This is a genomic window from Chitinophaga vietnamensis, assembly GCF_902167635.1.
Taxonomy (GTDB): Bacteria; Bacteroidota; Bacteroidia; order Chitinophagales; family Chitinophagaceae; genus Chitinophaga; species Chitinophaga vietnamensis.
Window position 1 is genome coordinate 19,685 of sequence record NZ_CABHMS010000012.1, and the last position, 24,357, is coordinate 44,041.

The 24,357-nt window shown below is 50.0% G+C and carries 26 protein-coding genes; 9 read left to right on the forward strand and 17 right to left on the reverse strand.

Annotated elements, in window-relative coordinates:
- Nucleotides 1-68 precede the first annotated feature (68 nt).
- The 6 genes from FPG75_RS25165 to pdhA form a co-directional block, all read right to left on the reverse strand.
- The gene (locus tag FPG75_RS25165; protein WP_143310811.1) at nucleotides 69-755 is read right to left on the reverse strand and encodes an SIR2 family NAD-dependent protein deacylase; all 687 of its coding nucleotides are present in this window, start codon (nucleotides 753-755) and stop codon (nucleotides 69-71) included.
- Between the two features lies 1 nt (nucleotide 756).
- Nucleotides 757-1,167, reverse strand: a complete 411-nt coding sequence (locus tag FPG75_RS25170; protein WP_143310812.1) for an EVE domain-containing protein — start codon at nucleotides 1,165-1,167, stop codon at nucleotides 757-759.
- Between the two features lie 36 nt (nucleotides 1,168-1,203).
- The gene (locus FPG75_RS25175) at nucleotides 1,204-1,923 is read right to left on the reverse strand and encodes a (Fe-S)-binding protein (protein WP_143310813.1); all 720 of its coding nucleotides are present in this window, start codon (nucleotides 1,921-1,923) and stop codon (nucleotides 1,204-1,206) included.
- Between the two features lie 9 nt (nucleotides 1,924-1,932).
- A complete protein-coding gene (gene ribH, locus FPG75_RS25180; protein ID WP_143310814.1) occupies nucleotides 1,933-2,433 on the reverse strand; it encodes a 6,7-dimethyl-8-ribityllumazine synthase in 501 nt (166 codons plus the stop codon).
- A gap of 66 nt (nucleotides 2,434-2,499) precedes the next feature.
- Nucleotides 2,500-3,198 (reverse strand): tetratricopeptide repeat protein, encoded by a 699-nt coding sequence (locus tag FPG75_RS25185; protein ID WP_143310815.1) that lies wholly within the window; start codon nucleotides 3,196-3,198, stop codon nucleotides 2,500-2,502.
- Between the two features lie 92 nt (nucleotides 3,199-3,290).
- A complete protein-coding gene (gene pdhA / locus FPG75_RS25190; RefSeq protein WP_236652897.1) occupies nucleotides 3,291-4,301 on the reverse strand; it encodes a pyruvate dehydrogenase (acetyl-transferring) E1 component subunit alpha in 1,011 nt (336 codons plus the stop codon).
- A gap of 210 nt (nucleotides 4,302-4,511) precedes the next feature.
- On the opposite strand from pdhA, the gene recF reads away from it, so the two are divergent.
- A complete protein-coding gene (recF, locus tag FPG75_RS25195) occupies nucleotides 4,512-5,594 on the forward strand; it encodes a DNA replication/repair protein RecF (RefSeq protein ID WP_143310816.1) in 1,083 nt (360 codons plus the stop codon).
- 103 nt (nucleotides 5,595-5,697) lie between these two features.
- Nucleotides 5,698-5,985, forward strand: a complete 288-nt coding sequence (locus FPG75_RS25200; RefSeq protein WP_143310817.1) for a DUF721 domain-containing protein — start codon at nucleotides 5,698-5,700, stop codon at nucleotides 5,983-5,985.
- Between the two features lies 1 nt (nucleotide 5,986).
- Here the strand turns inward: FPG75_RS25200 and FPG75_RS25205 are convergent, their stop codons facing one another.
- The 7 genes from FPG75_RS25205 to FPG75_RS25235 form a co-directional block, all read right to left on the reverse strand.
- Nucleotides 5,987-6,499 (reverse strand): DUF4252 domain-containing protein, encoded by a 513-nt coding sequence (locus tag FPG75_RS25205; protein WP_143310818.1) that lies wholly within the window; start codon nucleotides 6,497-6,499, stop codon nucleotides 5,987-5,989.
- A 17-nt stretch (nucleotides 6,500-6,516) separates the two neighbouring features.
- Nucleotides 6,517-7,038 carry a DUF4252 domain-containing protein gene (locus FPG75_RS25210; protein WP_143310819.1) on the reverse strand — a complete coding sequence of 174 codons (522 nt, stop codon included), beginning with the start codon at nucleotides 7,036-7,038 and terminating at the stop codon, nucleotides 6,517-6,519.
- A 37-nt stretch (nucleotides 7,039-7,075) separates the two neighbouring features.
- Nucleotides 7,076-7,549 carry a hypothetical protein gene (locus tag FPG75_RS25215; RefSeq protein WP_143310820.1) on the reverse strand — a complete coding sequence of 158 codons (474 nt, stop codon included), beginning with the start codon at nucleotides 7,547-7,549 and terminating at the stop codon, nucleotides 7,076-7,078.
- Complete coding sequence (locus tag FPG75_RS25220) at nucleotides 7,539-8,054, reverse strand: RNA polymerase sigma factor (RefSeq protein ID WP_143310821.1); 516 nt, start codon at nucleotides 8,052-8,054, stop codon at nucleotides 7,539-7,541. Before FPG75_RS25220 ends, FPG75_RS25215 begins: the two co-directional genes overlap by 11 nt.
- A gap of 125 nt (nucleotides 8,055-8,179) precedes the next feature.
- Complete coding sequence (locus FPG75_RS25225; RefSeq protein WP_143310822.1) at nucleotides 8,180-9,235, reverse strand: ABC transporter permease; 1,056 nt, start codon at nucleotides 9,233-9,235, stop codon at nucleotides 8,180-8,182.
- Nucleotides 9,236-9,238: 3 nt separating this feature from the next.
- Nucleotides 9,239-10,321: a BT_3928 family protein gene (locus FPG75_RS25230; protein ID WP_143310823.1), complete on the reverse strand. Its 1,083-nt coding sequence runs from the start codon at nucleotides 10,319-10,321 to the stop codon at nucleotides 9,239-9,241.
- Between the two features lie 25 nt (nucleotides 10,322-10,346).
- Nucleotides 10,347-10,886, reverse strand: coding sequence for a DUF1599 domain-containing protein (locus tag FPG75_RS25235; RefSeq protein WP_143310824.1), 540 nt, complete (start codon nucleotides 10,884-10,886; stop codon nucleotides 10,347-10,349).
- A 102-nt stretch (nucleotides 10,887-10,988) separates the two neighbouring features.
- Between FPG75_RS25235 and folP the strand changes: the two genes are divergently transcribed.
- From folP to FPG75_RS25250, 3 genes are read left to right on the forward strand one after another with little or no spacing between them, the layout of a single operon-like run.
- Nucleotides 10,989-11,852 (forward strand): dihydropteroate synthase, encoded by an 864-nt coding sequence (gene folP / locus FPG75_RS25240; protein WP_143310825.1) that lies wholly within the window; start codon nucleotides 10,989-10,991, stop codon nucleotides 11,850-11,852.
- Nucleotides 11,853-11,869: 17 nt separating this feature from the next.
- Nucleotides 11,870-12,682, forward strand: a complete 813-nt coding sequence (locus FPG75_RS25245) for a diadenylate cyclase (RefSeq protein ID WP_143310826.1) — start codon at nucleotides 11,870-11,872, stop codon at nucleotides 12,680-12,682.
- 13 nt (nucleotides 12,683-12,695) lie between these two features.
- Nucleotides 12,696-13,100, forward strand: coding sequence for a thiol-disulfide oxidoreductase DCC family protein (locus FPG75_RS25250; RefSeq protein WP_143310827.1), 405 nt, complete (start codon nucleotides 12,696-12,698; stop codon nucleotides 13,098-13,100).
- A gap of 106 nt (nucleotides 13,101-13,206) precedes the next feature.
- Here the strand turns inward: FPG75_RS25250 and FPG75_RS25255 are convergent, their stop codons facing one another.
- The gene (locus FPG75_RS25255; protein WP_143310828.1) at nucleotides 13,207-14,094 is read right to left on the reverse strand and encodes an FKBP-type peptidyl-prolyl cis-trans isomerase; all 888 of its coding nucleotides are present in this window, start codon (nucleotides 14,092-14,094) and stop codon (nucleotides 13,207-13,209) included.
- Between the two features lie 33 nt (nucleotides 14,095-14,127).
- Complete coding sequence (locus FPG75_RS25260; protein ID WP_143310829.1) at nucleotides 14,128-15,132, reverse strand: DHH family phosphoesterase; 1,005 nt, start codon at nucleotides 15,130-15,132, stop codon at nucleotides 14,128-14,130.
- A 153-nt stretch (nucleotides 15,133-15,285) separates the two neighbouring features.
- Here FPG75_RS25260 and FPG75_RS25265 point away from each other — a divergent pair, with 153 nt between their 5' ends.
- The 4 genes from FPG75_RS25265 (at nucleotide 15,286) to rffA (ending at nucleotide 18,915) form a co-directional block, all read left to right on the forward strand.
- The gene (locus FPG75_RS25265; protein ID WP_143310830.1) at nucleotides 15,286-15,702 is read left to right on the forward strand and encodes a nucleoside-diphosphate kinase; all 417 of its coding nucleotides are present in this window, start codon (nucleotides 15,286-15,288) and stop codon (nucleotides 15,700-15,702) included.
- A 171-nt stretch (nucleotides 15,703-15,873) separates the two neighbouring features.
- Complete coding sequence (locus FPG75_RS25270) at nucleotides 15,874-17,058, forward strand: TDP-N-acetylfucosamine:lipid II N-acetylfucosaminyltransferase (protein WP_143310831.1); 1,185 nt, start codon at nucleotides 15,874-15,876, stop codon at nucleotides 17,056-17,058.
- Complete coding sequence (locus tag FPG75_RS25275) at nucleotides 17,055-17,762, forward strand: GNAT family N-acetyltransferase (protein ID WP_143310832.1); 708 nt, start codon at nucleotides 17,055-17,057, stop codon at nucleotides 17,760-17,762. Before FPG75_RS25270 ends, FPG75_RS25275 begins: the two co-directional genes overlap by 4 nt.
- A gap of 25 nt (nucleotides 17,763-17,787) precedes the next feature.
- The gene (gene rffA, locus FPG75_RS25280; RefSeq protein ID WP_143310833.1) at nucleotides 17,788-18,915 is read left to right on the forward strand and encodes a dTDP-4-amino-4,6-dideoxygalactose transaminase; all 1,128 of its coding nucleotides are present in this window, start codon (nucleotides 17,788-17,790) and stop codon (nucleotides 18,913-18,915) included.
- A gap of 56 nt (nucleotides 18,916-18,971) precedes the next feature.
- Here the strand turns inward: rffA and FPG75_RS25285 are convergent, their stop codons facing one another.
- Together FPG75_RS25285 and FPG75_RS25290 are read right to left on the reverse strand one after the other, a co-directional pair.
- Nucleotides 18,972-20,453 (reverse strand): lipopolysaccharide biosynthesis protein, encoded by a 1,482-nt coding sequence (locus FPG75_RS25285; protein WP_143310834.1) that lies wholly within the window; start codon nucleotides 20,451-20,453, stop codon nucleotides 18,972-18,974.
- Between the two features lie 406 nt (nucleotides 20,454-20,859).
- Nucleotides 20,860-24,321: a pyruvate carboxylase gene (locus FPG75_RS25290; protein ID WP_143310835.1), complete on the reverse strand. Its 3,462-nt coding sequence runs from the start codon at nucleotides 24,319-24,321 to the stop codon at nucleotides 20,860-20,862.
- Nucleotides 24,322-24,357 lie beyond the last annotated feature (36 nt).

The window sequence follows — 24,357 nt, forward strand, 5'->3', positions numbered from 1 at the left end:
CCTATGGTAAACTCGCCCTGAGTGAAAGGAAATGTGATGCCCCCCGCAACAAACGGGGGGCTATTTTTTTATAACAAGAGAGAGATCAATTCCTGTACACCCGCTGTGGCAGGCTTTTCTATGAGAATGAGCTGATCCAGCCCGTCTACGGCTGGTATCTTCTTGTCGATAATATATTTCGGTACTGCAGGCCCCACGTGATGAAGCAAACCCGCGGCAGGATATACATTCAGCGAAGTGCCTACCACTACAAAGATATCAGCCTGCATCACTTCACGCAGTGCATCTTCGATCATGGGCACGGGTTCGCCGAACCATACGATGTGTGGCCGGAGCTGGCCACCATCGGGGGCAAGGTCGCCCAGGCGGATATCATCGCGGATATCCATGGTGCGGTACGCCGCAGGATCGTTTACACTGCGCATCTTGAATATCTCGCCATGCAGGTGTATCACTTGTGTAGAGCCGCCACGCTCGTGGAGGTCGTCGATGTTTTGAGTGATCACCCTTACATCGTATCGTTGTTCCAGCAGTGCGAGGCCGGTGTGGGCGGCGTTAGGCTGCACGTTCATCACATCGCGGCGGCGACTGTTGTAGAAGTCGAGCACAAGACCGGGATTCTTTTGCCAGCCATCGGGCGATGCTACTTCATATACATCGTAGCCTTCCCACAATCCATCGGAATCGCGGAAGGTACGGAGGCCGCTCTCTGCGCTGATACCGGCGCCTGTAAGTACTACCAGTCTTGGTTTCATATTATTTCATCTTGCCCAGTTCCATAATGGCTTCAAACTCTTCCGGCTTCACATCGCATACGGAGAGGCGGCCAATGCGCACCAGCGACATATTCGCCAGTCTTTTATCGGCCTTGATAGTGGCGAGGGTCACAGGTTCCTTGAAAGCCTTTACCGGCTTGAGGTCTACCACTACCCAATTGGTATCGGTGGTGGTAGGATCCTGATAGGCTTCCTTGGCTACCTGCGCCAGGCCTACTACGGCGAGGCCTTCATTGCTATGATAGAACAATACCTGGTCGCCTTTTTTCATAGCCCTGAGGTTATTGCGGGCGGCGTAGTTACGCACTCCGTCCCAGAATGTTACTTTATCTTTCACAAACTGATCCCAGGAATACTTGAATGGTTCAGACTTCACGAGCCAGTAATTCATCTTGTAATTTTTGATTGTGAGAACTGACGGAGCAGATCACCAGCCGCTGGCCAATACATCTGCGATATGCATGATCTTGATATTGGTGCCGTGCTTGCGGATATAGCCGTCGAGGTGCATGAGACAGGAAAGATCGGTGGAGATGAGATAATCGGCGCCACTGTTAACGGCGTTATTGACTTTCTGTTCTCCCATACCGATGGAGATGGGTTCGAACTTTACGGAGAAGGTACCGCCGAAACCGCAGCACACTTCGCAATCGTTCATTTCACGCAGTTCCAGGCCTTTCACTTTTTCGAGCAGCTGGCGGGGTCCTTGTTTGATGCCGCATTCGCGCAGGGCGCCGCAGGCATCGTGGTAGGTGCCTACACCGTTGAGGGTGGCGCCGAGGTCGGTCACATGCAATACTTCCGTGAGGAATTCGGTGAACTCGTAGAGGTTTTTCTTCAGGAGTTTCACTTCATTATGAGCAGCGGAATTATCAAACAATTTGCTGTAGTAGTTGCGTACAAAGCCGGTGCAGGAGCCGCTGGGCGCAACGATGTAGTCGAAGGTATGAAAGTCCTTTACAAATTTATTCGCTACCGATCTGCATTCGTCGTGATAGCCGGCGTTGAAGGCTGGCTGGCCGCAGCAGGTCTGGTCTGTATTATACATCACATTACAGCCCAGTTTTTCCAGCACTTTCACCATATTGAATGCTGTTTCCGGGAACAGCTGATCTACAAAACACGGTATGAATAACTGTACGTTCATCTTGATATTTTAACTCTTTGCCAATGCTCTTTGCAGGGCGATCATCTTCAGGGCGGTGATGGCGGCTTCTTCTCCTTTGTGTCCGTGCGCGCCACCGAGCCTGTCGAGCGCCTGTTGTTCATTATCTACTGTTAAGATACCGAATATAACGGGAACGGGTAACTGCAAGTTCAGTTGCAGTATCCCTTCTGTTACGGCCTTGCACACGTAGTCGAAATGCGGGGTTTCTCCGCGGATCACGCAACCAAACGCAATAATAGCGCCAGGCTGGTTGCCGGTGCCTTTGGTGGCTTCCCAATATTGTTTGCAGGCGTAGGGCAGCTCAAAGGCGCCGGGCACTACGATCCTGTTCACTTTCGATACGTTGTATTGCGTCAGCGATCTTTGGCAGCCTGCTGCCAGTTCGTTGACGATGGCGTCGTTCCATTCGGTGTACACCATAACAACACTGGCATCCTCCAGGTTGAGAATGCCAGCATCATTTAATAAGCTTTTATTATTTTCAGACATAATCGGATTTTGGACCAGCTTTCAGCGCAGCAGCGCGGGTTGCGGTACCACGCTGAAAACTGTAGCTTAGTTCTTAACGTCGCCCAGTCTGGCGAGGTATTTATCCATATCCCTGCCTTCGTTAGAGAGCGGGAATTTCTCTTTGATCTCTTTGTAGATAGCGATAGCATCCTGTGGTTTGCCTGCTTTTTCCAGGGCCATACCGGCGCGGAACAGGTATACAGGAGAAGTGAGTTCGTTATCGTTATAGTGACCGGCTTTCTTGTAGTATTCAATACCTTCATTGGTGTTGTTCAGTTCCATGTAGGCATCACCGATGAGGCCATAGGCAGCGGGTTGCAGCAGCAGATCGGTAGCGCTGAAGGATTTCAGCATATCGATACCTTTCTGGTATTCACCGAGGCGGATGTAACATACGCCTGCGCTGTATTTGGCGAGGTTGCCGGCTTTGGTGCCGCCATATTTGTTGATCACCTGCAGAAAACCGTAGTTGTTACCGTCGCCGTTGAGCGCCAGTTTGAAAGAGTCAACAGCGAAGTAGTTCTGTGCGTGGAACACCATTTCCTGCGCTTTGTTCTCATTAGGTTGTTTGATAAAACGATTGTAAGCAAAGAAACCGCCTACTACTACCACTATTGCCAGGAGCGCAATATTGATAACATTTTTGTTTTTGGTATAGAAATCTTCAGCTCTGTGCATAGATGCCTGCAGATCGAAATCCTGATCTACCGGCGGTGTAGTGGCTTTATTTTTAGTTTCTGCCATTTGGTGAATAGTGATTAGTGAATGATAAATAACAGGTAATGGTGAGTGGTCAACGAATCCCGTTAACCACTCACCATTTACGTTAAAAAATGTTAGTCAACGATGAAAGGATAATCTTCCTGCGTATAAACATCTTTCAGCAGTTCGTCGTCAGACGGCCATGGCGACTCTTCAGCGAAGGTCACGCATTCTTCTACTTCATTCTTTACGCGTTCGTTGATGGCTTCGATTTCAGCTTCGGTAGCCCATTTATTTTTCTGGATCACTTTCAGTACTTCAGTGATCGGGTCTTTCTCTTTATATTCTTCTACCTCTTCCTTGGTGCGGTATTTAGCCGGATCGCTCATAGAGTGGCCGCGGTAGCGGTAAGTTTTGATTTCGAGCAGGGTGGGCCCGCCGCCTTCACGCGCGCGTTTCACGGCTCTTTCCACGCCTTCATGCACTGTTTCGCAACTCATACCGTCGATAGAATCCGCCGGCATTTCGTAAGCATCTGCCAATTTGTAGATATCCATTACGTTGGAGGTACGTTCTACAGAAGTACCCATGGCGTACATATTGTTTTCGCAAATGAATATTACGGGCAGTTTCCACAGCATGGCCATGTTGAAGGTTTCATGCAGGATACCCTGGCGGGCCGCGCCATCACCGAAGAAGCACAGTACCACGTTGTCGGTACCGAGGTATTGTTCAGCAAAAGCCAGTCCGGCGCCGGTGCCTATCTGTGCGCCCACGATACCGTGGCCGCCGAAGAAATTATGTTCCTTGGAGAAAAAGTGCATGCTGCCTCCCTTTCCTTTGGAACAACCGGTCGCCTTACCATACAATTCTGCCATACAAGCCTTTGCCGTGATACCTTTTGCAATCGCCAGCGCGTGGTCGCGGTAAGCAGTAATGAATTTGTCCTCCGGCTTGGTAGCAGTGATCGCACCCGCAGCAATCGCTTCCTGTCCGATATACAGGTGACAAAAACCACGGATCTTCTGCATCCCATACAATTGGCCGGCCTTCTCTTCAAAACGGCGCAGCAAAAGCATCAATTCATACCAGTACAGATACGTCTCTTTGGTGAATTTCGTCTTCACGTCTGTTTTAGTTTGCACTCTTTCTAAATTTGTTCGCAAATATAACAGGAAAATCGTAAAATATAAATATCAATTCCAATTCCCGTTAAATTATGCAAATTCATCAATTTCAATAAGTTTTGTATTTATTTGCAGATTATTGTCTGCGAAGCTCCGATGGCCGCGGTTTTTTATCAGTTATAAATCGGAGTATTTTTGCATATTATTATTCACGCATAACTTTTTTCATTGCTGTATATAAAAAAAATATCACTCGTACAGTTTAAAAACTATACCCAGCAGCAATTCCTCTTCGATAAAAAGGTGGTGGGCATTACCGGGCGCAACGGCTCCGGTAAAACCAACCTCCTCGATGCCATCTATTACCTCTGCTTTACCCGCAGCTATTTCACCAGCAACGAAAGCCAGAACACCCGGTATCATACCAACGGCTTCCGACTGGAAGGCACCTTCAGCAAAAATGGCCATGAAGAAAAGATCCTCTGCACCGTAAAGGAAGGCAAAAAAGAGTTCTCGCTCAACGATGATAAATACGATCGCTTCTCCCGCCACATCGGGCAGTTCCCCGCGGTGATGATCGCTCCGGACGATGCAGCCATCATCGCCGGCGGCAGCGAAGAACGCCGCAAGTGGCTCGATACCCTGCTCTCCCAGCTCGATCCCTCCTATCTCGATCACCTGATCGTGTATCAGAAAATATTATTGCAGCGCAATACCCTGCTGAAAAATATGGAGGCGAGCGGCCCGCAGCAGGATCAACTTCTCGATATCTTCGATCTCCAGCTGGTACAACATGGCGTGCCTGTGTTCAAAGCCCGGCAGCAGTTCCTGCAAGCGTTCATACCAGAGGTACAACGTCTTTACGATTACATCGCCGGCACACACGAAACCGTGAATATCCGCTACCATTGCAGCTTACAGGAAGATGACTTTGCCAACCTGCTGCATGCCTGCCGTTACCGCGATATGCAATTACAACGTACCAGCACCGGCATCCATCGCGACGACCTCGTATTCCTGCTCAATGATCATCCCATGAAAACCAGCGCCTCGCAAGGCCAGCGTAAAAGTTTTCTCTTCGCCCTCAAGCTCGCACAGTTTGAAGTGCTGAAAAAACATAAGCAGTTCCCGCCCCTGCTGCTGCTCGACGACGTTTTCGAAAAGCTCGACCAGGATCGCGTAATGCGCCTCATCGCCCTAGTGGCCGATCAGCAATATGGCCAGGTATTCATCACAGACACCCATGCACAACGGCTGCTGGACGCTTTTGCCGCCACCGGAGAAACGGTACAACTGATAAGTATTTCTTGATTTAGGAATTTACGGATTTACGGATTTAGGGATTTGTAGGCTGTTGCCCAAATCCCTAAATTCATAAATCCATAAATCCGTAAATATTCTTTAGTTTCGCACTATGCGTCATGGAACAACCAGTATAGGAGATGCCCTCCGGGAATTTATGAACAAGAGCAGGCTGAAACCCCGCCTCACGGAGGTTCGTATTCAGGAGAACTGGGAAAAAATTATGGGTAAAACGATTGCCCGCTATACACAAGGCATCCAGCTGATAGATGGAAAACTGATCATTACTACAAGTGTGGCGCCACTTAAACAGGAGTTGTCTTATTCAAAAGACAAGATCATCAAGCTGGTAAATGAAATGCTCGGAGAAAGTATTGTAAGGGAAGTGATGATCCGTTGAGTTAGTTCTTCGCAAACTGCCGGATCAGGTCATTGATGTCCTCTACCTTCAGAGACGTGTGCAGATTCACTACTACAAAGTCTTTCGCATCTTGTAACAGCATCACTACATTGCCCAATTCATCGTCTTTGCCTTTGCTGAAAACCTGCACCCGGCTACCGCTCTTTTCACGCACTTCCATCAGGGTTTCGAAATGATCGCGGCTTTCGAGGTTGTGTTTGAGGCGGTTGACCTCTTCCCCGTTCAGCAGGGAGCTGTCGGCGTTTGAAAACGTATATACTTTCACGTTACGCACCTTCCGCATTAATTTGCGCATCGTGCTTACATCGGGATCGCCGCTGTCGTCGAAAGAGAGCACCCATCCGGCGAGACGCATACCTGCGGCGCCTACTCTTACGGAAGCCTCATCAGCTTTGCCACGGAAGTTGTCGCGGAATTCGCGGATACTTTTTTCCTGCCCGAAAGCGGCGCTGGCGGCGAGCAGGCAGCAACATCCAATTACAAATGATTTCATCGTGTTGGTTTTAAAGTTTACTTTTTCTTGAGATTTTTGAGTTTATCCATACCCTGGATATTGACAGAAGAGGCGATCTGCGAGATCTCGTTGAGATCAATATCGCCTACAAGGCTCATCGCCAGAAATTCATCAGGGCTGCCTACCAGCATCACCAGCTCATTGATGTTGCCGCGGGCATTTTCCTTGACAAGAAATTTAAGATCACTGGTTTTGTCGCGTACGGTCATCAGCTCCTGGAAATCGTTGGTGAGAAAGGCAGCTGCTTCCCGGTAAAGTTTAGGACCGTCTTTAGTGTCTTCCTTGGCAAGGATGCGCAGGCCTTTCAGCTTCTGTATCACCCGCATCAGGCTTTTGGCGTCGGGATCATTGGCGTCCAGCTTGGAGAACATGCTGAACATCTTAGGCGTAATACTTACCAGTGTGAAGTTCCGGTCGTTCTCATATTTCGAGAAGAATCGGTCGATCACGCTCCCCTGCTGCGCGAAGAGGTTAAAACTGGCAAATACCGCGATCAATAATAAAAGGGATCGTTTCATCTGTTGAAATTTATAGCGGAATTAAATGGTCTGTTGATTAATTATTGCCTTCTATTTTTTCTGTTGCATCATTGAAGTAAGACAGCTTCTGCATCTGGCTGGTGCCTTTATTCAGGTTTTTGGCGAGCAGGCGCAGGGCGTTCTTGGTTTCTTCAAATGCTTTGTCCTGCTGCATTGCCACCTGCTGCTGCTGTTGATGCTGCCGCACGGCGTGGCCGATGCCTATGGCCATCAGCAAGATGGCGGCATACTTCATCCAGTTGCGGAACGGATTCATCTTCACCACCGGCGTCTCCGGCTGCTCCTGCGTAAACTCCCATTCAGGCAGTTCCACCGTTTCTCCTGCCGCTTCCTCATGAAAGAACTGGAACAATGGTGCTGCCTCCCGCAGGTGCTCCGGCAGATCCCTGTGTGTGATACTGAAGAAGCTGCGCAAGGTGGCTTCTTCTTCCAGCGAGGATTCTCCCTCCCAATACTTTTCCAGCAATTCACTGATCTTGTTATAATCCATATACCTGCTGATTTTGCAATTTCTCGCGCACGGCTTTACGCGCGCGGTGTAAATTCACTTTAACGTCGTTGAGCTCAATGCTCATGATGTCTGCGATCTCCTGGTAGGCTAGTCCGTCGATATCCCGCAGTTCCATAACGGTCCTGTATTTTTCGGGAAGCGACTGTATCGCAGCACGTACTTTCTGCATCACGTCATGCTGTTCCATGGCGGCATGCGGCGTTTTCTGATGCGATGCCACCACTTCTCCTGCCCTGTCTAAATCATCGGCCATGCGGTACTTCCTGGATTTGATCTTGTCCAGCGCCAGGTTACGCGTGATCCGCATACACCAGGCTTCCAGGTTCTGTAACTCCAGCATCTTCTCCTGCATCGCCCATACTTTCATCAGTGCATCCTGTGTGATATCCTTCGCATCCTCCTCATTCCCTAACAGACGGAATGCGAAGCGGTACAGCTTCTGCCTGACGGGAATGACCTGGGAAAGGAATAAATCTAAAGACATGCAGGATATCGTGATTTTAAAAGAAGACGACTGTAAAATGCAGATGTTACAAAGATTTGAAAAAATTCTTTATTAACAGGAAGAATACGGGAGAAGGGAATGATCTTCAAATATTTAGCTACTCGTTATTGCAGCTTGATGCGCGGGTCTATCACGGCATATAAGAGGTCTGCGAGCAGGTTTACCAGCACAAAGATGCCGGCGGTAAACAGGATAGCGCCCATCACTACGGGGAAATCGTATTTGTCCAGCGCATCCACGGTGATCTTGCCAATGCCTTTCCATCCGAAGATATACTCCACGAAAAAGGCGCCTGCCAGCAGTTCGGCAAACCAGCCGGTGATGGCCGTCATCACCGGGTTGAGTGCATTGCGCAGCGCATGCCGCCACAGCACTTGCTTTTGCGCCAGTCCTTTTGCGTAGGCCGTACGGATATAATCTTGTTGCAGTACATCCAGCATGGCGCTGCGCGTGAGTTGTACAATGATGGCCAGCGGGCGTATACCCAGTGTAACCGCTGGCAGCGCCAGGTTGCGCAGGTTGAGGATGCGCCCATGGAAAGGGTCGATATCAAAGAGGCTGCCCGTCATGTGCAAGCCGGTATAATCGCTGAGGAGGAAACCAAACAGATAAGCCAGCACAATGCCCGCAAAGAAGGAAGGCGCTGAAATGCCCATCACGCTGGCAAATATAGCGCTCGTATCCAGCCAGGTGTTTTGCTTCACGGCCGAGAGGATGCCGAGTGCAATACCTACTACCGTGGCAAAGAGCATGGCCGCTATGGCCAGCAGCAATGTGCCGGGCAGCGCATCGGTCAGCACTTCCCATACTTGCCGCTTGCCCTGGTAAGAGCGGCGCAGATAGGGCGTTTTGAGCACCAGTATTTTTTCTTTAGAGAGATGTACGAGCATGAGATAATGCAGGTTTTCCTGCGCCTCCGCCATCGTATGTACACCTATGGGTGAGATGTCGTTGAGATAAAGCAGGAACTGCACCCCTACCGGCTGGTCGAGATGCAGTTCTTTGCGTACATTTTCCAGTGACGACACATCCGCCCGCTGTCCCAGTGTGAGCCGCGCGGGATCGCCCGGCAGCACATTGAACAGGAAGAACACCAGCGTTACTACGCCGAGTAACACCAGCACGCCATAGCCTGTTTTGCGGATCACGAAGCGGAACATGCGTCAGGGAATATCGTTATAATGCCATTTACCTTTGATCGTGCCTTTATCCAGCAGGATGAGGCAGGGATTACTTCTGCCAGCTGTTTTGATGGCCACGCCATCCATTTGCAGGAAAGGAAACTCCAGGCCATGCTGTTGTTTGAAAGCGCCGATCTCATCTTTGGTAGAGGCAGATACGCCATAGATGGCCACTTCGCCGTTTTTGAATTTTTGCTGGATCGCTTTCATCTTCTCATCCCAGCCGCTGCCAGCTTTGTTAGTGTTGAGCACCAGGAAAAGATACACCGGTTTTGTTTCGCTCAATACTGATGCGGTTTGATTACCGCCATCGAGGTCCATCAGGATGAAATCCTTGATGGCCGGTTCGGCATTGCCTTTCTTGACGAGCTTGTCTTTACGGTCTACAAACTTCCAGGTGCTGTCTGACCAGGGATAGTTCTCTTCCGTAAATTCTTTCTTCACACCATCTTTCTCATAGATGAAGGTCATCTTGTATACGTCGGGAGTGGCGCCTGGCGGCAGTTTCATCTTCTCGGGAATATTGTTGCCTACCTTATAAGGCAAACAGTCGATGAATGGCAGATGGCGCAGCACATACCATTGGATGCCCAATGCAAACACGGTGGCCAGCAGCATCGCCAGCCCGGCGCCTTTGAACAGGGGTTGTATGCGTTTGCGGTAAGCGAAGATCACCAGTATCATCACCAGCAGGGCCACATCTTTCCAGAATGTTTGAGAGGCGGTGAGTTTGATACAATCTCCGAAACAGCCGCATTCGCGGATGGTGCCGCTGAAGAGCGCATAACCGGTGAGGAAGGTGAAGAAGATGATCAGTAATAATAACAGTACAGAGAAGATACGCATGCGGTAACCCAGCAGCAAGGCCACACCCGCGATGATCTCGAAGGCGTTCATGACGATCGAAAAGGCCAACGCGTAGGGCGACAGGAACGTAAGGTGCAGCACTTCAAAAAACTCGTCCATCTTGTAGCTCAGCCCCAAAGGGTCATTGGCCTTGATAAGGCCGGAGAAGATGAACAACACTCCCACAACAATGCGTAACAGGTTCAGGATAATCTTCATAAAATAGTTTAATGGTTTAGTTCCGCTATCGGTTTTCTTCTATCTTAATCAATGCAAATAACGCATAATTGATGATATCCGTATAGTTGGCGTCGATGCCTTCGGAGATCAGCGTCTGGCCCTGGTTGCGCAGGATCTGTTTAATGCGCAGCAGCTTGGTGAGGATCAGGTCTGTGAATGATTCCTGGCTCATATCGCGCCAGGCTTCGCCGTAGTCGTGGTTCTTATCTTCCATTACCTTTTGCACTTCCGCGAGATAGTGATCGTAAAGGCGGGATACTTCTTCCACGGGTAAGTCCGTATAGGGGTTACCGTGCTGTTCAAGCTGTATCAGCCCGATCACGCCGTAGTTCACGATGCCTTTGAACTCTCCTTCTATATCATCTGCCACGCGCTGGGTGCCCAGCTCCTGGATATTGCGGATACGCTGTGCCTTGATGAAGATCTGATCCACCACGGAGATCGGCCTCAGCACGCGCCACGACGTACCATAGTCTTTCGTCTTCTTGATAAAAATGTCTTTACAACCCGCGATGGCTGCCTGATATTGCGCTGATGTATCCATAATTGAGAACTCCTATTGCATAAAATGCAAGCGCTGTGCTTACATTGCTTAAATTTGCAGGGCAAAATAAAGAATTTCAGATAAACACGCGGAACAAATACCATGAAAGCTCACCATCTCGCCACCACGCCATCCTGTGCGATCAATTGCCGGGGACAGTTATTGCCGCTCGCAAAGCCGGTTGTGATGGGTATTATCAATGTTACCGATGATTCGTTTTATGAAGGCAATCGCCTGCGCGAGCTGCATCATGTGGTGGAGAAAGCCGCACAGCATCTCGCCGAAGGCGCCGCTATACTGGATCTTGGCGCACAAAGCACACGCCCGGGTGCGGAGATGATCGGCGCAGAGGAAGAGCTGAACCGCCTCCTGCCCGCCATACATGCCATCCTGCACCGTTTCCCGCAGGCCATTCTTTCTATCGATACCTGGTACGCCGCTGTGGCAGAGAAAACCATTCATGCGGGCGCCGCCATCATCAACGATGTGAGCGCCGGGGAGATGGACCCGGATATGATACCGCTTGCCGGACAACTGCAAGTGCCCTACATCGCGATGCATATGCAAGGCAAGCCTGCCACCATGCAAAATAAACCGCAGTATGAAAACGTGGTGCGCGAAGTGCTGGACTACCTCGTGCTAAAACAAGCCCAGTGCCGCGCGGCGGGCATCAAAGATTTCATCGCCGATCCGGGCTTCGGTTTCGGTAAAACAGTGGAACACAATTATGCGCTGATGCATCACCTCGACCTGTTCGTGGAAACCCTGCAGGCGCCGGTGCTCACGGGCATCTCCCGTAAATCGATGATACATAAATTGCTCGGCATTACGCCCGCCGAAGCCCTCAATGGCACCACCATACTGAACACAATTGCCTTGCAAAAAGGCACGCATATCCTGCGCGTACATGACGTAAAGCCCGCTGTGGAAGCGGTGAAGATCACAGAGAAAACAAAAGGGAATTAATTTGCTATTTTTACAACATGAAGGAAGTAATACAATTATACGGATATGAGTTTCGCTGGCTGAATATAGTAGATCTGCTGATCGTTATTTTCCTGATCATACAACTGTACCGTTTGCTGAAGGGCAGTCTGGCCTTTAATATTTTCGTAGGCCTGTTGATGGTATACGCCGCTTACTTCCTGGTGAAGGCGCTGAAGATGCCCATCCTCAGTAATATCCTGCAGAACTTTATCAATGTTGGTATCATCGCTATCATCATCATCTTCCAGCCGGAGATCCGGAAATTCCTGCTGGTGCTGGGTAAGAAAACACCTTTGAGTAAAGACAGCTTCCTCACCAAGTTGTTTTTGCCCGATAAGTTCAAGAGTTATAAAGACGAAGAGAATATCATCAACGAGATCATTACCGCGGTGAGCCGCATGCAGAGTTCCAGCACCGGCGCATTGATCGTGATCTCCACTACTTACCGCGTGAAATTTGACACCGCTTCCAGTATCCCGATCGATGCGAACGTGAGCGCCAAACTGATAGAAAGCATCTTTCAGAAAAACAGCCCGCTGCACGATGGTGCGCTCATCATTGTGGGTAGCAAGATGCTGGCCGCCAAAGTAATATTGCCCGTATCGGAAAACCCCGACCTGCCCACGCGTATAGGCCTGCGCCACCGCTCGGCAGTAGGTATCACCGAACATAGTGATAACCTGGCCATCATTGTATCAGAAGAAAGAGGCAGCGTGTCCTATGCGCAGGATGGGAACCTCGTGCAGGACGTATCACTGGAAGACCTCAAAGTAAAGTTATATGAAGTATTGATAGACGGCTATGCCTGATAACCCCGTCACTATGCAACATGCGATCATATTGTTCGACGGTGTTTGCAATTTCTGCAATTCCAGTGTCAATTTTGTGATCCGCCACGACCGGCGGTCCTACTTCCGTTTTGCGCCCTTGCAATCGGATATTGCCAGTGCCTTGTCTGTACAATATCATTTCCCGCTGGAAACGATGGCCTCCTTTGTGTTGGTGGAGAACGCGCAGGCCTATACGAAAAGTACGGCAGCCCTGAAAGTATGCCGCCACTTGCCTTTCCCCTGGCGCCTGGCTTATGTTTTCATGGCGATCCCCCGTCCGCTCCGTGACGGCCTATACAGCTGGATTGCGCGTAACCGTTACCGTTGGTTTGGCCGGCAGGAGGCGTGTATGATGCCTACGCCGGATGTGCGAAGCCGTTTTTTGCAGGATAGTTAGTACCGGGCTTTGGCCCTGTGGGGGCCGATCTGCATATCTTATAAAAGAATAGGGTGTATCAAAATTGCTTTTGATACACCCTATTCTTTTATTGACTGTCTTACTATTATTTCTTAACTGGAGCCGGAGCAACAGGAGGCGCTACAGGAGCAGCTTCTGGTTTACCAGGGATGATGTTCACAAGTTGTACATCGAATACCAGCACAGCGTTACCAGGAATGGCCGGGGGACTGCCTTGCAGGCCGTAAGCCAGTGTAGAAGGGATCACCAGGGTAGCTTTAGCGCCTTTTTTCAGGCTGCTGAGGCCAGCGTCCCAACCTTTGATAACAAAACCGCGACCGATCGGGAATTTGATAGGCTCTAAAGGCATACCAGGACGCATAGTAGAATCCAGGCTGGAATCAAATACTTTACCGTTGGTGAGTTTACCAGTGTAGTGCACCACTACGGTATCGCCCGGGTTAGGTGTGTTGCCGGCGCCTTCTTCCTTCACCGCGATATAAACGCCAGCCGCATTTTTAGTAGCGTTGATCTTGTTCTTTTCCAGGTATTCTTTGATAGCTTTTTCGTCTTTATCTTTCTGGGCAGCAGCAGAGAACTTGCCTTCCACAGCGAAAGTGATCTTCAGCTTGTCGCCTTTTTTACCGAAGGGAGGACGTTGCATCTGCGGTAAAGAATCCCAGGGGATGAAGAAAGTAGCACTGTCACCTTCATGCAGGAGCGCAATACCTTCCATCAGGTCAAGTTTGTCTGCCGGTTTCTGGATCACTACATTGAGCGGAGCGCCCATGATCTTGCGGGAATCACCCAGCAGAGAGTCGTTGATCTTCTGAATCACGTTCAGCATAACGGTATCACCCACTTTTAATTGAGCGCCGCTGCCGGATTTGTGAACGATATATTCAATACCGCTCGGTGTTTTTTTGACACCGCCGCCGCAGCTGGCTAACAACAAGCCGAACGCTGCAACTAATAACTGATTGTTTCTTTTCATTTGATTGTATTAGTAGGTTGAAGTACTTTTTTTCTATTGCAAGGCGTCCTCATTTTCCTCCATCGCTTTGATAAAGCGGCTGACGGTCTTTTCCAGTGAGTCGGTGCTTCTGCCGCCGGCAGCATTGAAGTGGCCGCCGCCATCGAAGTATTTACGTGCAAAAGTGTTCACATCAAAATTACCTTTCGAGCGGAATGACAGTTTCACTTCTACATTACGGTCGATGATCAGGGCCGCCATTTTGATACCCTGAATAGACAGGAGGAAGTTAACCAATCCTTCTGTATCGCCCGTCTGAAGGTCGAACCGTTTCAGATCAGAATAAGGTATCGCCAGCATGGCGGTATTATATTCATAGAACACTTCCATGCGATTGAGCAGGCTATGGCCCAGGAAGCGCAGCCTGTTTTCGAGGAAGTTATCATAGATCGCCTGGTGTATCACTTCATGTTTCAGGCCTCTGTCCATCAGGTCGGCCACCATACGGTGCACGCGTGCAGAGGTGGAGGCGAAACGGAAAGAACCGGTATCAGTTACGGTGCCGGCATAGATACATTCCGCGATCGGCAGGTTGATCAGCTGCTCGTCTCCCAGCTTGTAGATGGTTTCATATACCAGTTGGGCGGTGGAGCTGGCTGCAGTATCACTTACCCCATATTCGAAGCCGGGTTGGGGCTCGAGATGGTGGTCGATCAGTATTTTCGGGCAATCCAGTTTTTCCAGGTGAGGCGCCAGGTTCTTGGTGCGGTACAAGGCGTTAAAATCAAGGCAGAACAACAGCTCGATCCCTTCCAGCGCTTGTATCGCCCTGTCTGTAGAAGACTCGTAATCAATCACTCCGTCGGCACCAGGCATCCATTTCAGGAAATCCGGAAAGTTGGTTGGTGATATTACAGTTACCGTATGGCCTTTCTGAGTCAGGTAATGATACATCGCTAACGAAGATCCCATCGCATCTGCATCAGGCTTCTGATGCATGGTAATGACGATTTTTTTAGGGTTTTCCAGCAAAGGCTTAATTTCCTCAATCGACTTCATTCAAACTGTAATATAATTAGTAGATATCTCTGTTCTCAACAGAAAACGAAGTGCGAATATCTTTATTTGACACAGAATTTCAAAATTTTTTACCACTAAAGGAAAATGTAATTACTTTTGCGGCTCTAATACACATTTGGAATTAAATATCATATGGGCAACAGAACCTTTACAATGATCAAGCCTGATGCGGTGGCAAACGGGCATATTGGTGGCATCCTGAACATGATCAATGCTGCCGGCTTCCGTATCGTGGCCATGAAAATGACACAGTTATCAGCAGCGAAAGCGGGCGAATTTTATGCCGTGCATAAAGAAAGACCCTTCTATGGCGAACTGGTAGAATTCATGAGCAGCGGTCATATTGTAGCAGCTATCCTCGAAAAAGACAATGCAGTGGAAGATTTCCGCAAGCTGATCGGCGCTACCAACCCTGCTAATGCAGAAGAAGGCACTATCCGCAAAAAGTACGCTGAATCTATCGGCCGCAACGCCGTTCATGGTTCCGATTCTGACGAAAACGCAGTGATCGAAGGCGACTTCTTCTTCAGCGGCCTGGAAAAATTCTAGTCCGGACAAAAGTCAAAAAACATTTTGACATAACACGCCTGCGCAGGCATTGCGTGCGCAGGCGTTATCCAATCTTCTCATCCAGCAGGCGTAGCGTTGCCCACCGTCCGTTGCTCCCGACTATACTCTGTACCTCCGCAAACACTATTCAATAATACCCAACGGGACCGCATGAACTATCACTTAATGGTCGACGACAAGTTCATCAATGATTTTATTACTGATGCCGAAAATGCCGCTCCGGGTAAGAACGTCTATCTGATTGACAACCGCGCGCACAAATCCAGATTTGTAAAATCGGAACTCGTCACCTTCGTACCTTTCCACACACCCGCCTTCAAGGCCATCCTGCAAAAGATCGACGCCAACGATAAAGTATTTGTGCACTGGGCCTCTGAACAGGCCGTACAGGCCGTGCTATCCCTTCCCGAAGACGTTACCACAGGGATGTTCTTCTGGGGCGGCGATGTAGTGGAGATCCCCTATTCACGCTTCAAAAAGTCGGTATACGGCCCGCAAAGCCTGCGATACTTTGAACAGCATGAAGAACTGCCATCCGTGCGCTGGAACCCGGCAAGGCCCAAAAGGCTGCTGACCACCTTCGCACAAAGGTACCTGGGCTACAAAGCGCCCGAAAAGGCCATCCTGCGCAGCCGCGAACGGTTCTATAAAAGGCTCAACTTCTTCCTCAACTGGAGCTATATCGACTACCAGTGGCTATTGAAACATTACGATACCAAAGCCGCCTACAAATACTTTTATTATAACTTCAATCCCAAACCAGGCGCCGAAGAGCAAGCCATCATGGCCAAGAGGGAAGCACGCCCCTACACCACTATCCTCCTCGGCAACTCGGATACCGTTACCAACAATCACCTCGAAGCATTGGAAGCATTGTCTGTTTACAAAGATGAACCGATCAAGCTGATGATCCCGCTCAGTTACGGCAATGTAGCCTACGGCGACCTCGTGGAAAAGGAAGCGAAACGGATCTTTGGCGAAGACAAGGTAATGGCCCTGCGCGGCTACATGGAACGCAGCGAGTATTATCAGCTCCTCGGCCAGGTAGACGTAGCCGTGATGTACCACTACCGCACACAGGCCGCCGGCAACACGCTGGCACTGCTGTACAGAGGAAAAAAAGTATACGTACATAGCAACAGCACCACTTTCGAATTTCTCAAAACCAACAATATCACTATTTTCGATTCGAAAGATATTGCACAAACATCCTTCCGGGACTTCATCACTCCCCTGAGTGAAGACGCCATACGCCATAATATAACGGTAATGGATACACTGTTTGATCCGGAGAAGAAGATGAAAGTGCTGGCAGAAATTTTAAGCGAACGATGATCACTGCGCCATATAAAAGATTGCCCTGGGACAGCGAGTTTTTCGGCTACGAAGTATTTATGGCCGATAGCCAGCAGGCGCCGGAACAGCTGGCCCGCACGCTTGAGCAGCTGAAAGGCCAGGCCAGGTTAGTGTACCTTGCCAGTCCGGAAGAACTGGATGCCCCGGAATTACTGCAAAGCTACAATGGCAAACTGGTGGATGTGAAAACCACTTATGCCAAGCCCACCAGCGCCAGCGCTGCTTTTCCGCCGGCCGTGAGTTTTTATGAAGGTCTCAGCGCCAGCGAACAGCTGATCCGCCTGAGCATTGCCGCAGGCATCTACTCCCGTTACAATACCGACCCGGCTATCGGCCGCGATAAATATGAAGCCATGTACCGGATATGGGCGGAGCGCTCCGCCAACCGCAGCCTGGCCAAATATATCCTCATCTGCCAGGAAGGCCCGCACATAGCAGGCATGGTAACTTTGGGTGAAAAAAATGGCCGCGCAGATATCGGACTGGTAGCCGTAGACGCCTCCTCCCGCGGCAAAGGCACCGCCAGCATGCTCATGGAAGCCGCAGAGCATGTGGCTTTCCGGGAAGGATACCAGGAAATACAGGTAGTTACACAGCGTTTCAACATACCTGCTTGCAGACTATACGAAAAGAGCGGTTATAAAGTGATAAAGGAAGAGTACTTTTATCATTTCTGGCTTTAATAAATGACGATTAAAATTTTCAACGATGATACCCTTCAACAGGCCATACCTCACAGGTAAAGAAACCCATTACATGTACCAGGCAGTGATGTCCGGCAAATTGTCGGGCAACGGCATTTTCACCAAAAAATGCCAGGAGTTCCTGGAAAAGAAATACGGTTTCCGGAAAACATTGCTCACCACCAGCTGCACCGATGCCCTCGAAATGGCCGCCATCCTGATCGATACACAACCCGGCGACGAGATCATCATGCCTTCGTATACCTTCGTATCTACCGCCAACCCTTTCATACTCAGAGGCGGCAAGATCGTATTTGCAGATAGCTGCGCAGACAATCCCAACATCGACGCCGATACCATCGAGGCCCTGATCACGCCCAAAACCAAGGCGATCGTACCGGTGCACTACGCCGGCGCCGCCTGCGATATGGCGAAGATCATGGATATCGCAACACGCCACAACTTATTTGTGATTGAAGATGCGGCGCAGGCGATCGACTCTTATTTCGAAAACAGAAGCCTGGGCGCCATCGGCCACCTGGCAGCCTTCTCTTTTCACGAAACAAAAAATATCATCTCCGGCGAAGGCGGCCTGCTCGCCATCAACGACGAAAGGTTCGTACAACGCGCAGAGATCATCTGGGAAAAAGGTACCAACCGCTCGGCATTCTTCCGCGGAGAGATCGATAAATATGGCTGGGTAGATATCGGCTCCTCCTTCCTGCCTTCGGAAGTAACCGCCGCCTTCCTCTACGCACAGCTGGGAAATATTGAGGAGATACAAACAAGAAGAAAAGAGATCTGGGCGCTATACATGCAGGAGCTCCAGGAGCTGGGTAATGTAGTGGGACTGCCCACCATCCCACCCTACGCCACCAATAATGCGCACATCTTTTACCTGATCTGCAATAACATCGACGAGCGGGATGCCCTCATCGCCTACCTGAAGAAAAACCAGGTACACGCGGTGTTCCATTATCTCTCTCTCCATAAATCTCCTTTCTACAAAGACAAACACGATGGACGGGAATTAAAATACACCGATCATTACTCCGAGAAACTGGTACGCTTGCCACTCTTCTTCGAGCTTACGAATGACGAAGTACTACACATCACCAACACCATAAAAGCATTTTATAAAGGGGGCCGTTAAGCCCCTTTTTTATTGGGGGATTTTTTGATTTACGGATTTTGGAATTTAGGATTTGATTATTTGATGAATCTGGAGATGGCATTTCTTACAGTGCTGTTGATATCATCAGATACTTTGAAATATAAGGTAAGGCCGATGAAGATAAGGGTAAATAACGCGCCCTTGATCATCATCTCCAGCAGCGGATGCAGCCCGGTGTGGATCCAGTAGCAGGCGAAATAGGCCACTGCGGCGATCACCAGCGCCTTTACACTGTTAATGGTAAATGGCTGTAATCCAAACTGCCACCAGATAAACAGGAAGCGCATCAGGTTAAAGACAGAGATAGAGATAAGCTCAGCATAGCCGGAACCCAGCAGGCCATAGTGATTGATCATGAAATAATTGAGCGGCAACGAGAGCACCAGCAGCACGGTGGAGCTGTAAAAATCGAAGCGCCACAGCCTGGAAGTGCTCAGCAGCTGACTGTTTAAACCCGTGCCCATGTCTACAATGCGGGATAGCCCGAGGAACAACACCACATACTTGCCGGCAATGTAGCTGGGTGGCAAGAGAGTGAACAAGCTGTCGATATTCAGCCATATCACCAGGAAGATAAACAATGCATACACCAGCTGCAACAGGGAGGATTTCGTATATACCTCTTCGATCTTGGCCATGTCTTTAATCCGCCAGGATTGCGCCAGTACGGGCAGCCCGATGGCCGAGATGCTCCTTTGAGGCACCATGATCACCTGTGAAAAATAAGTGGCAATAGTGAGATACGCTACATTCTGCAAGCCGTGCGTGCTCGTCAGGATCAGCGGGGCTATATTCTTTGCCAACACGTTAAACAAGGTAGCTCCCAATAATGACAGAGAATAGTTAGCCATTTTACCGAACAACCTCCGCGTAACATTGCTCACCCGGAAAGTGAAATATAACACGCGGTGCCGCCAAAGGTATACCAGCAAGGCCAGCAGCAACATGCCGTATAATAAGGAAAACAGCCAGAGGAATATATCCAGGCCGATCCACTTGAAGTAATATAGCACTACCAGCAATGTAGTGACCACACGTAATACCAGCTCCTTCAGGAAGTTCGGGAATACCGTAAGATGCCTGGAACCGCTATAGGCCTCAAATACGCCGAACAGGGAAAATAACAATACGTTGGGATACACCAGGAAAAAGTAGGAAACGAACAAGCGCGATTTTTCCGAAAACTGCGCGATGATGAAATCCTTACCGAACAAAGTACCCAGCACAAACAACAAGAAGCCGGCGAAGGTAGCCACCACCGACCAGGTGAGCATGTCGTTGTCCTTGTCTTTCAGATGGCCGGCGTAATAAGGAAAAAAACGGCTGATGGTGGGCACAGTACTGATTGTACAAAATGGCACCAGGATCACAGCGATCTCCTGCAACAAACGGGTCAATGCAAATTCACTGTCCGAGAAAATACGCGGAAACAGAAAAACAGTATTGATCCCTCCGATGATAAATCCGATGTAAATAAGTGCGGTAGACCTGATGCTCTGATGTTTGATAACGCCCATCTATATATAAAAAATTAAACTATATTTGAGGCTACAATATTACGCAAAATCGAACAGCATTTTACTTTTGCTCTTCATTCAGCTGGCGGCAAGGGTAAAACGGTTCCGTTAACCGATATTGTTTAAAGGCAGCTTGCTGGTCAATTCTAGCATATCTTATTTAACTGATTTTCAAATAACTAAATACAGTTACATCAAGTAATCTCTCAAACAAATAGACCAAACGGGCATTTTGATTGAAAATCAGGTAAAACCAGCCTCTTTTTTTGATGGATTATCTTACGAAAACACCCATTTTTATGAATAAAAACAGGTGTTTTCATTATTTTTTCAGATCAGATAATCACTTCATTATTAGTCATTTGTTTCAATTAGATTAACATCCAACTTTCGATAGTGATACTTTTCATACCTCCCCTTCCATTTCCACCACCAGATCGTCCTGTTGCACCATACTTCCCTCCTTTAAATGCACGGCCTTCACAATGGCATTTCGTGTAGCCGTAACAGTTGTCTCCATCTTCATAGCTTCGATAATAAAGAGGGGCATATTTGCCTTGACCTGGTCGCCAGGCCGGATCATCAAACGTGATAACTTACCTTGCAAAGGTGCACCGATCTCCTTGCCGGGGTCCTCCACTTTCCGGTTCAACGGCTTCAGGTTGGTGACTGCCCGGTCCCGGATCTGTACCCTTCTGGCGTAGCCGTTCAACTCAAATACTACGGTGCGCATGCCGCTTTCATCAGCGGGCAGGATGTACACCAGTTTCACAATGATGGTTTTGCCTTTGCTCAGGGTGATGAGTATTTCCTCTCCCGGTTTGAGGCCATAGAAAAAGGCCGGCGTAGGAATCGCTTCCACATTGCCAAAGGTCATGGCATGATGATAATATTCATCAAACACCTTGGGGAACATCTGGTAGCTGAGATAGTCCAGGAAGGTAGCATGCGGGTACTTCAACTGGAAGGCGGCGAAGTCGGCATCGAAATCCACCGGTGGCAGGTGATCATTGGGCTTGCCTTTGAGGGGCGCTTCGCCTTTCAGCACAATGCGCTGCAAATCTTTTGGGAAGCCGCCATGCGGTATGCCCAGGTCGCCCCGGAAGAAACCTTTCACGGATGCCGGGAATGCCAGGTTACGATCTGCATCCATCACATCGGTAGCGCTGAGGTTATTGGCCGTCATGAACAGCGCCATATCGCCCACTACTTTTGAGCTGGGCGTTACCTTCACAATATCACCAAACAGCTGGTTTACGATGGCGTAGTTCTGTTTGATCAGCTCGAGTTTGTCGCCCAGTCCGAGCGACTCGGCCTGCTGCCGCAGGTTGGAATACTGGCCGCCGGGTATTTCATTTTCATACACCTGCGCGGTGCCGGCTTTCATGTCTGATTCGAATGGATAATAGTAGTCACGCACATCTTCCCAATAGTTGCTATACGCATTGAGTGCAGCCAGGTTCATCGGCCGGCTGCGGGGATGGCCTTCCAATATTGCCACCATGGAGTTGAGATTGGGCTGCGAGGTAAGGCCACTCAGGGAAGCGATGGCACAATCTACTACGTTCACACCGGCCTCTATGGCCTTGAGATAAGTAGCGGCCTGAATACCGGCGGTATCGTGCGTATGTAGTACCACAGGCAGTTTCACGGCATCCATCAGTGCGGGGATGAGCACTTCCGCGCTGCGGGGCTTGAGCAGGCCAGCCATATCTTTCACGGCGAGCATATGCGCGCCGGCATCTTCGAGGCGTTTGGCGAGGTCGATATAATATTGCAGGGAATACTTGTTGGCGCCGGGCTGCAATACGTCGCCGGTATAGCTGATGGCTGCCTGCGCGATACCAGCGGTATACTTGCGCACGAAGCGGATACTGGGTTCCATGGCTTCCACCCAGTTAAGGGAGTCGAAGATGCGGAAAACATCGATGCCGCTTTCCGAAGCCTGTTCGATGAATTTGGCGATGAGGTTTTCCGGGTACGCCGAGTAGCCGACACCGTTAGAACCGCGGAATAGCATCTGCAACAATACATTGGGCATGGCGGCGCGCATCTGCTGTAAGCGGCGCCAGGGGCACTCATGCAGGAAACGCATCGCCACATCGAAGGTGGCGCCGCCCCACACTTCCATGGAAAAGAGCTGCGGGTTGTTGCGGGCATAGCCTTCCGCCACGGCGAGGATATCTTTGGTACGCACGCGCGTAGCGAGCAGACTTTGATGCGCATCGCGGTAAGTGGTGTCAGTAAAATATATCCCTTGTTCTTTACGCAGCCATTCAGAGAAGCGGTCGCGCCCCATCTCTTCCAGCAAGTCTTTGGTGCCTTTGGGAAAAGGCGCCAGCTTGCTGTAGCCCGGCACTGCGGGCGTGCGGAAACTGCGGCCGGGGTCTTTCACTTTTACATCCGGGTGGCCGTTGACGGTGACATCGGCGAGGTACATAAGCGTTTTGGTGGCGCGGTCGCGTATCTGCGACATGCGGAACAGCTCCGGGTGCTGATCGATGAAACTCACGGTGCAGTTGCCTTTCCGGAAGATATCATGCGTGATCACATTCTCGAGGAAACGGATATTGGTTTTCACGCCCCGGATACGGAACTCGCGCATGGTGCGGTGCAGGCGGCCGGCGGCGCCAGAGAGCGTGCGGCCCCAGGCCGTTACCTTCACGAGCATGGAATCAAAGAAGGGCGATATCTTGACGCCGGAATAAGTACTTCCTTCATCCAGGCGGATACCGAAGCCACCTGCATTACGGTACGCGATCACAGTACCGTAATCTGGCTTGAAGTTGTTCTCCGGATCTTCCGTAGTGATACGGCACTGGATGGCAAAGCCATTCAGGTGCACGTCTTCCTGCCCGCGCAGGAAGATCTCGGGGTCCGACAGGCGATGTCCCTGTGCGATCAATATCTGCGATCGCACAATATCTATCCCCGTCACTTCTTCCGTTACGGTATGTTCTACCTGTATGCGGGGGTTAACTTCTATAAAATAAATATGATGTTTACTATCTACCAGGAACTCTACTGTGCCTACATTATTAAAGTTCACTTTCCTGGCGAGGCGGAGCGCATATTCGTATAGCTGTTCCCGTGTATGTTCCGGGAGATTGGGCGAGGGCGCTATTTCCACTACCTTCTGGAAGCGGCGTTGCACGGAGCAGTCGCGCTCATAGAGGTGTACGATGTTCCCGTGGTGGTCGCCCATGAGCTGTATCTCTATATGCTTGGGGTCTTCGATAAATTTTTCGAGGAAGATGGTATCATCGCCGAAGGCTTTGGCGGCTTCGCTGCGGGCTTCGAGAAAGGCGCGTTCGAGTTCGTTCTCCTGCCGTACCATGCGCATGCCGCGGCCTCCGCCACCGGCGGCGGCTTTCAGCATAACGGGGAACCCTATACGTTTTGCCTCCGATAAAGCGACGGCGGCATCAGTGAGTGGCAGGCGGCTGTCTTCGATCAGGGGCACGCCGGCCTCGCGGGCGATGGCCTTGGCGGCTACCTTATCGCCCAGTTGCGCCATCACTTCGGGTGAGGGCCCTATGAAGATGATCCCTTCTTCCCGGCAGCGCCGGGCAAAGGTCACGTTCTCGCTGAGGAAGCCGTAGCCGGGGTGAATCGCATCTACCTGTTGCGATTTGGCGAGGTGGATAATGGCTTCAATATCCAGATATGGTTTCAGCGGCTCATCATCTTTACCGATCTGATAGGCTTCGTCGGCCTTGTAGCGGTGCAGTGAGTAACGGTCTTCGTACGTAAAGATGGCGATGGTCCGGATACGCAGCTCTGCCGCCGCTCTCAGCACGCGTACGGCAATTTCGCCACGATTGGCCACCAGCAGTTTTCTGATCTTTTCTAATGGAAGGTCTGGCATAATTATAAAGAGCTTTGGATAAAAATAGCGCAATTC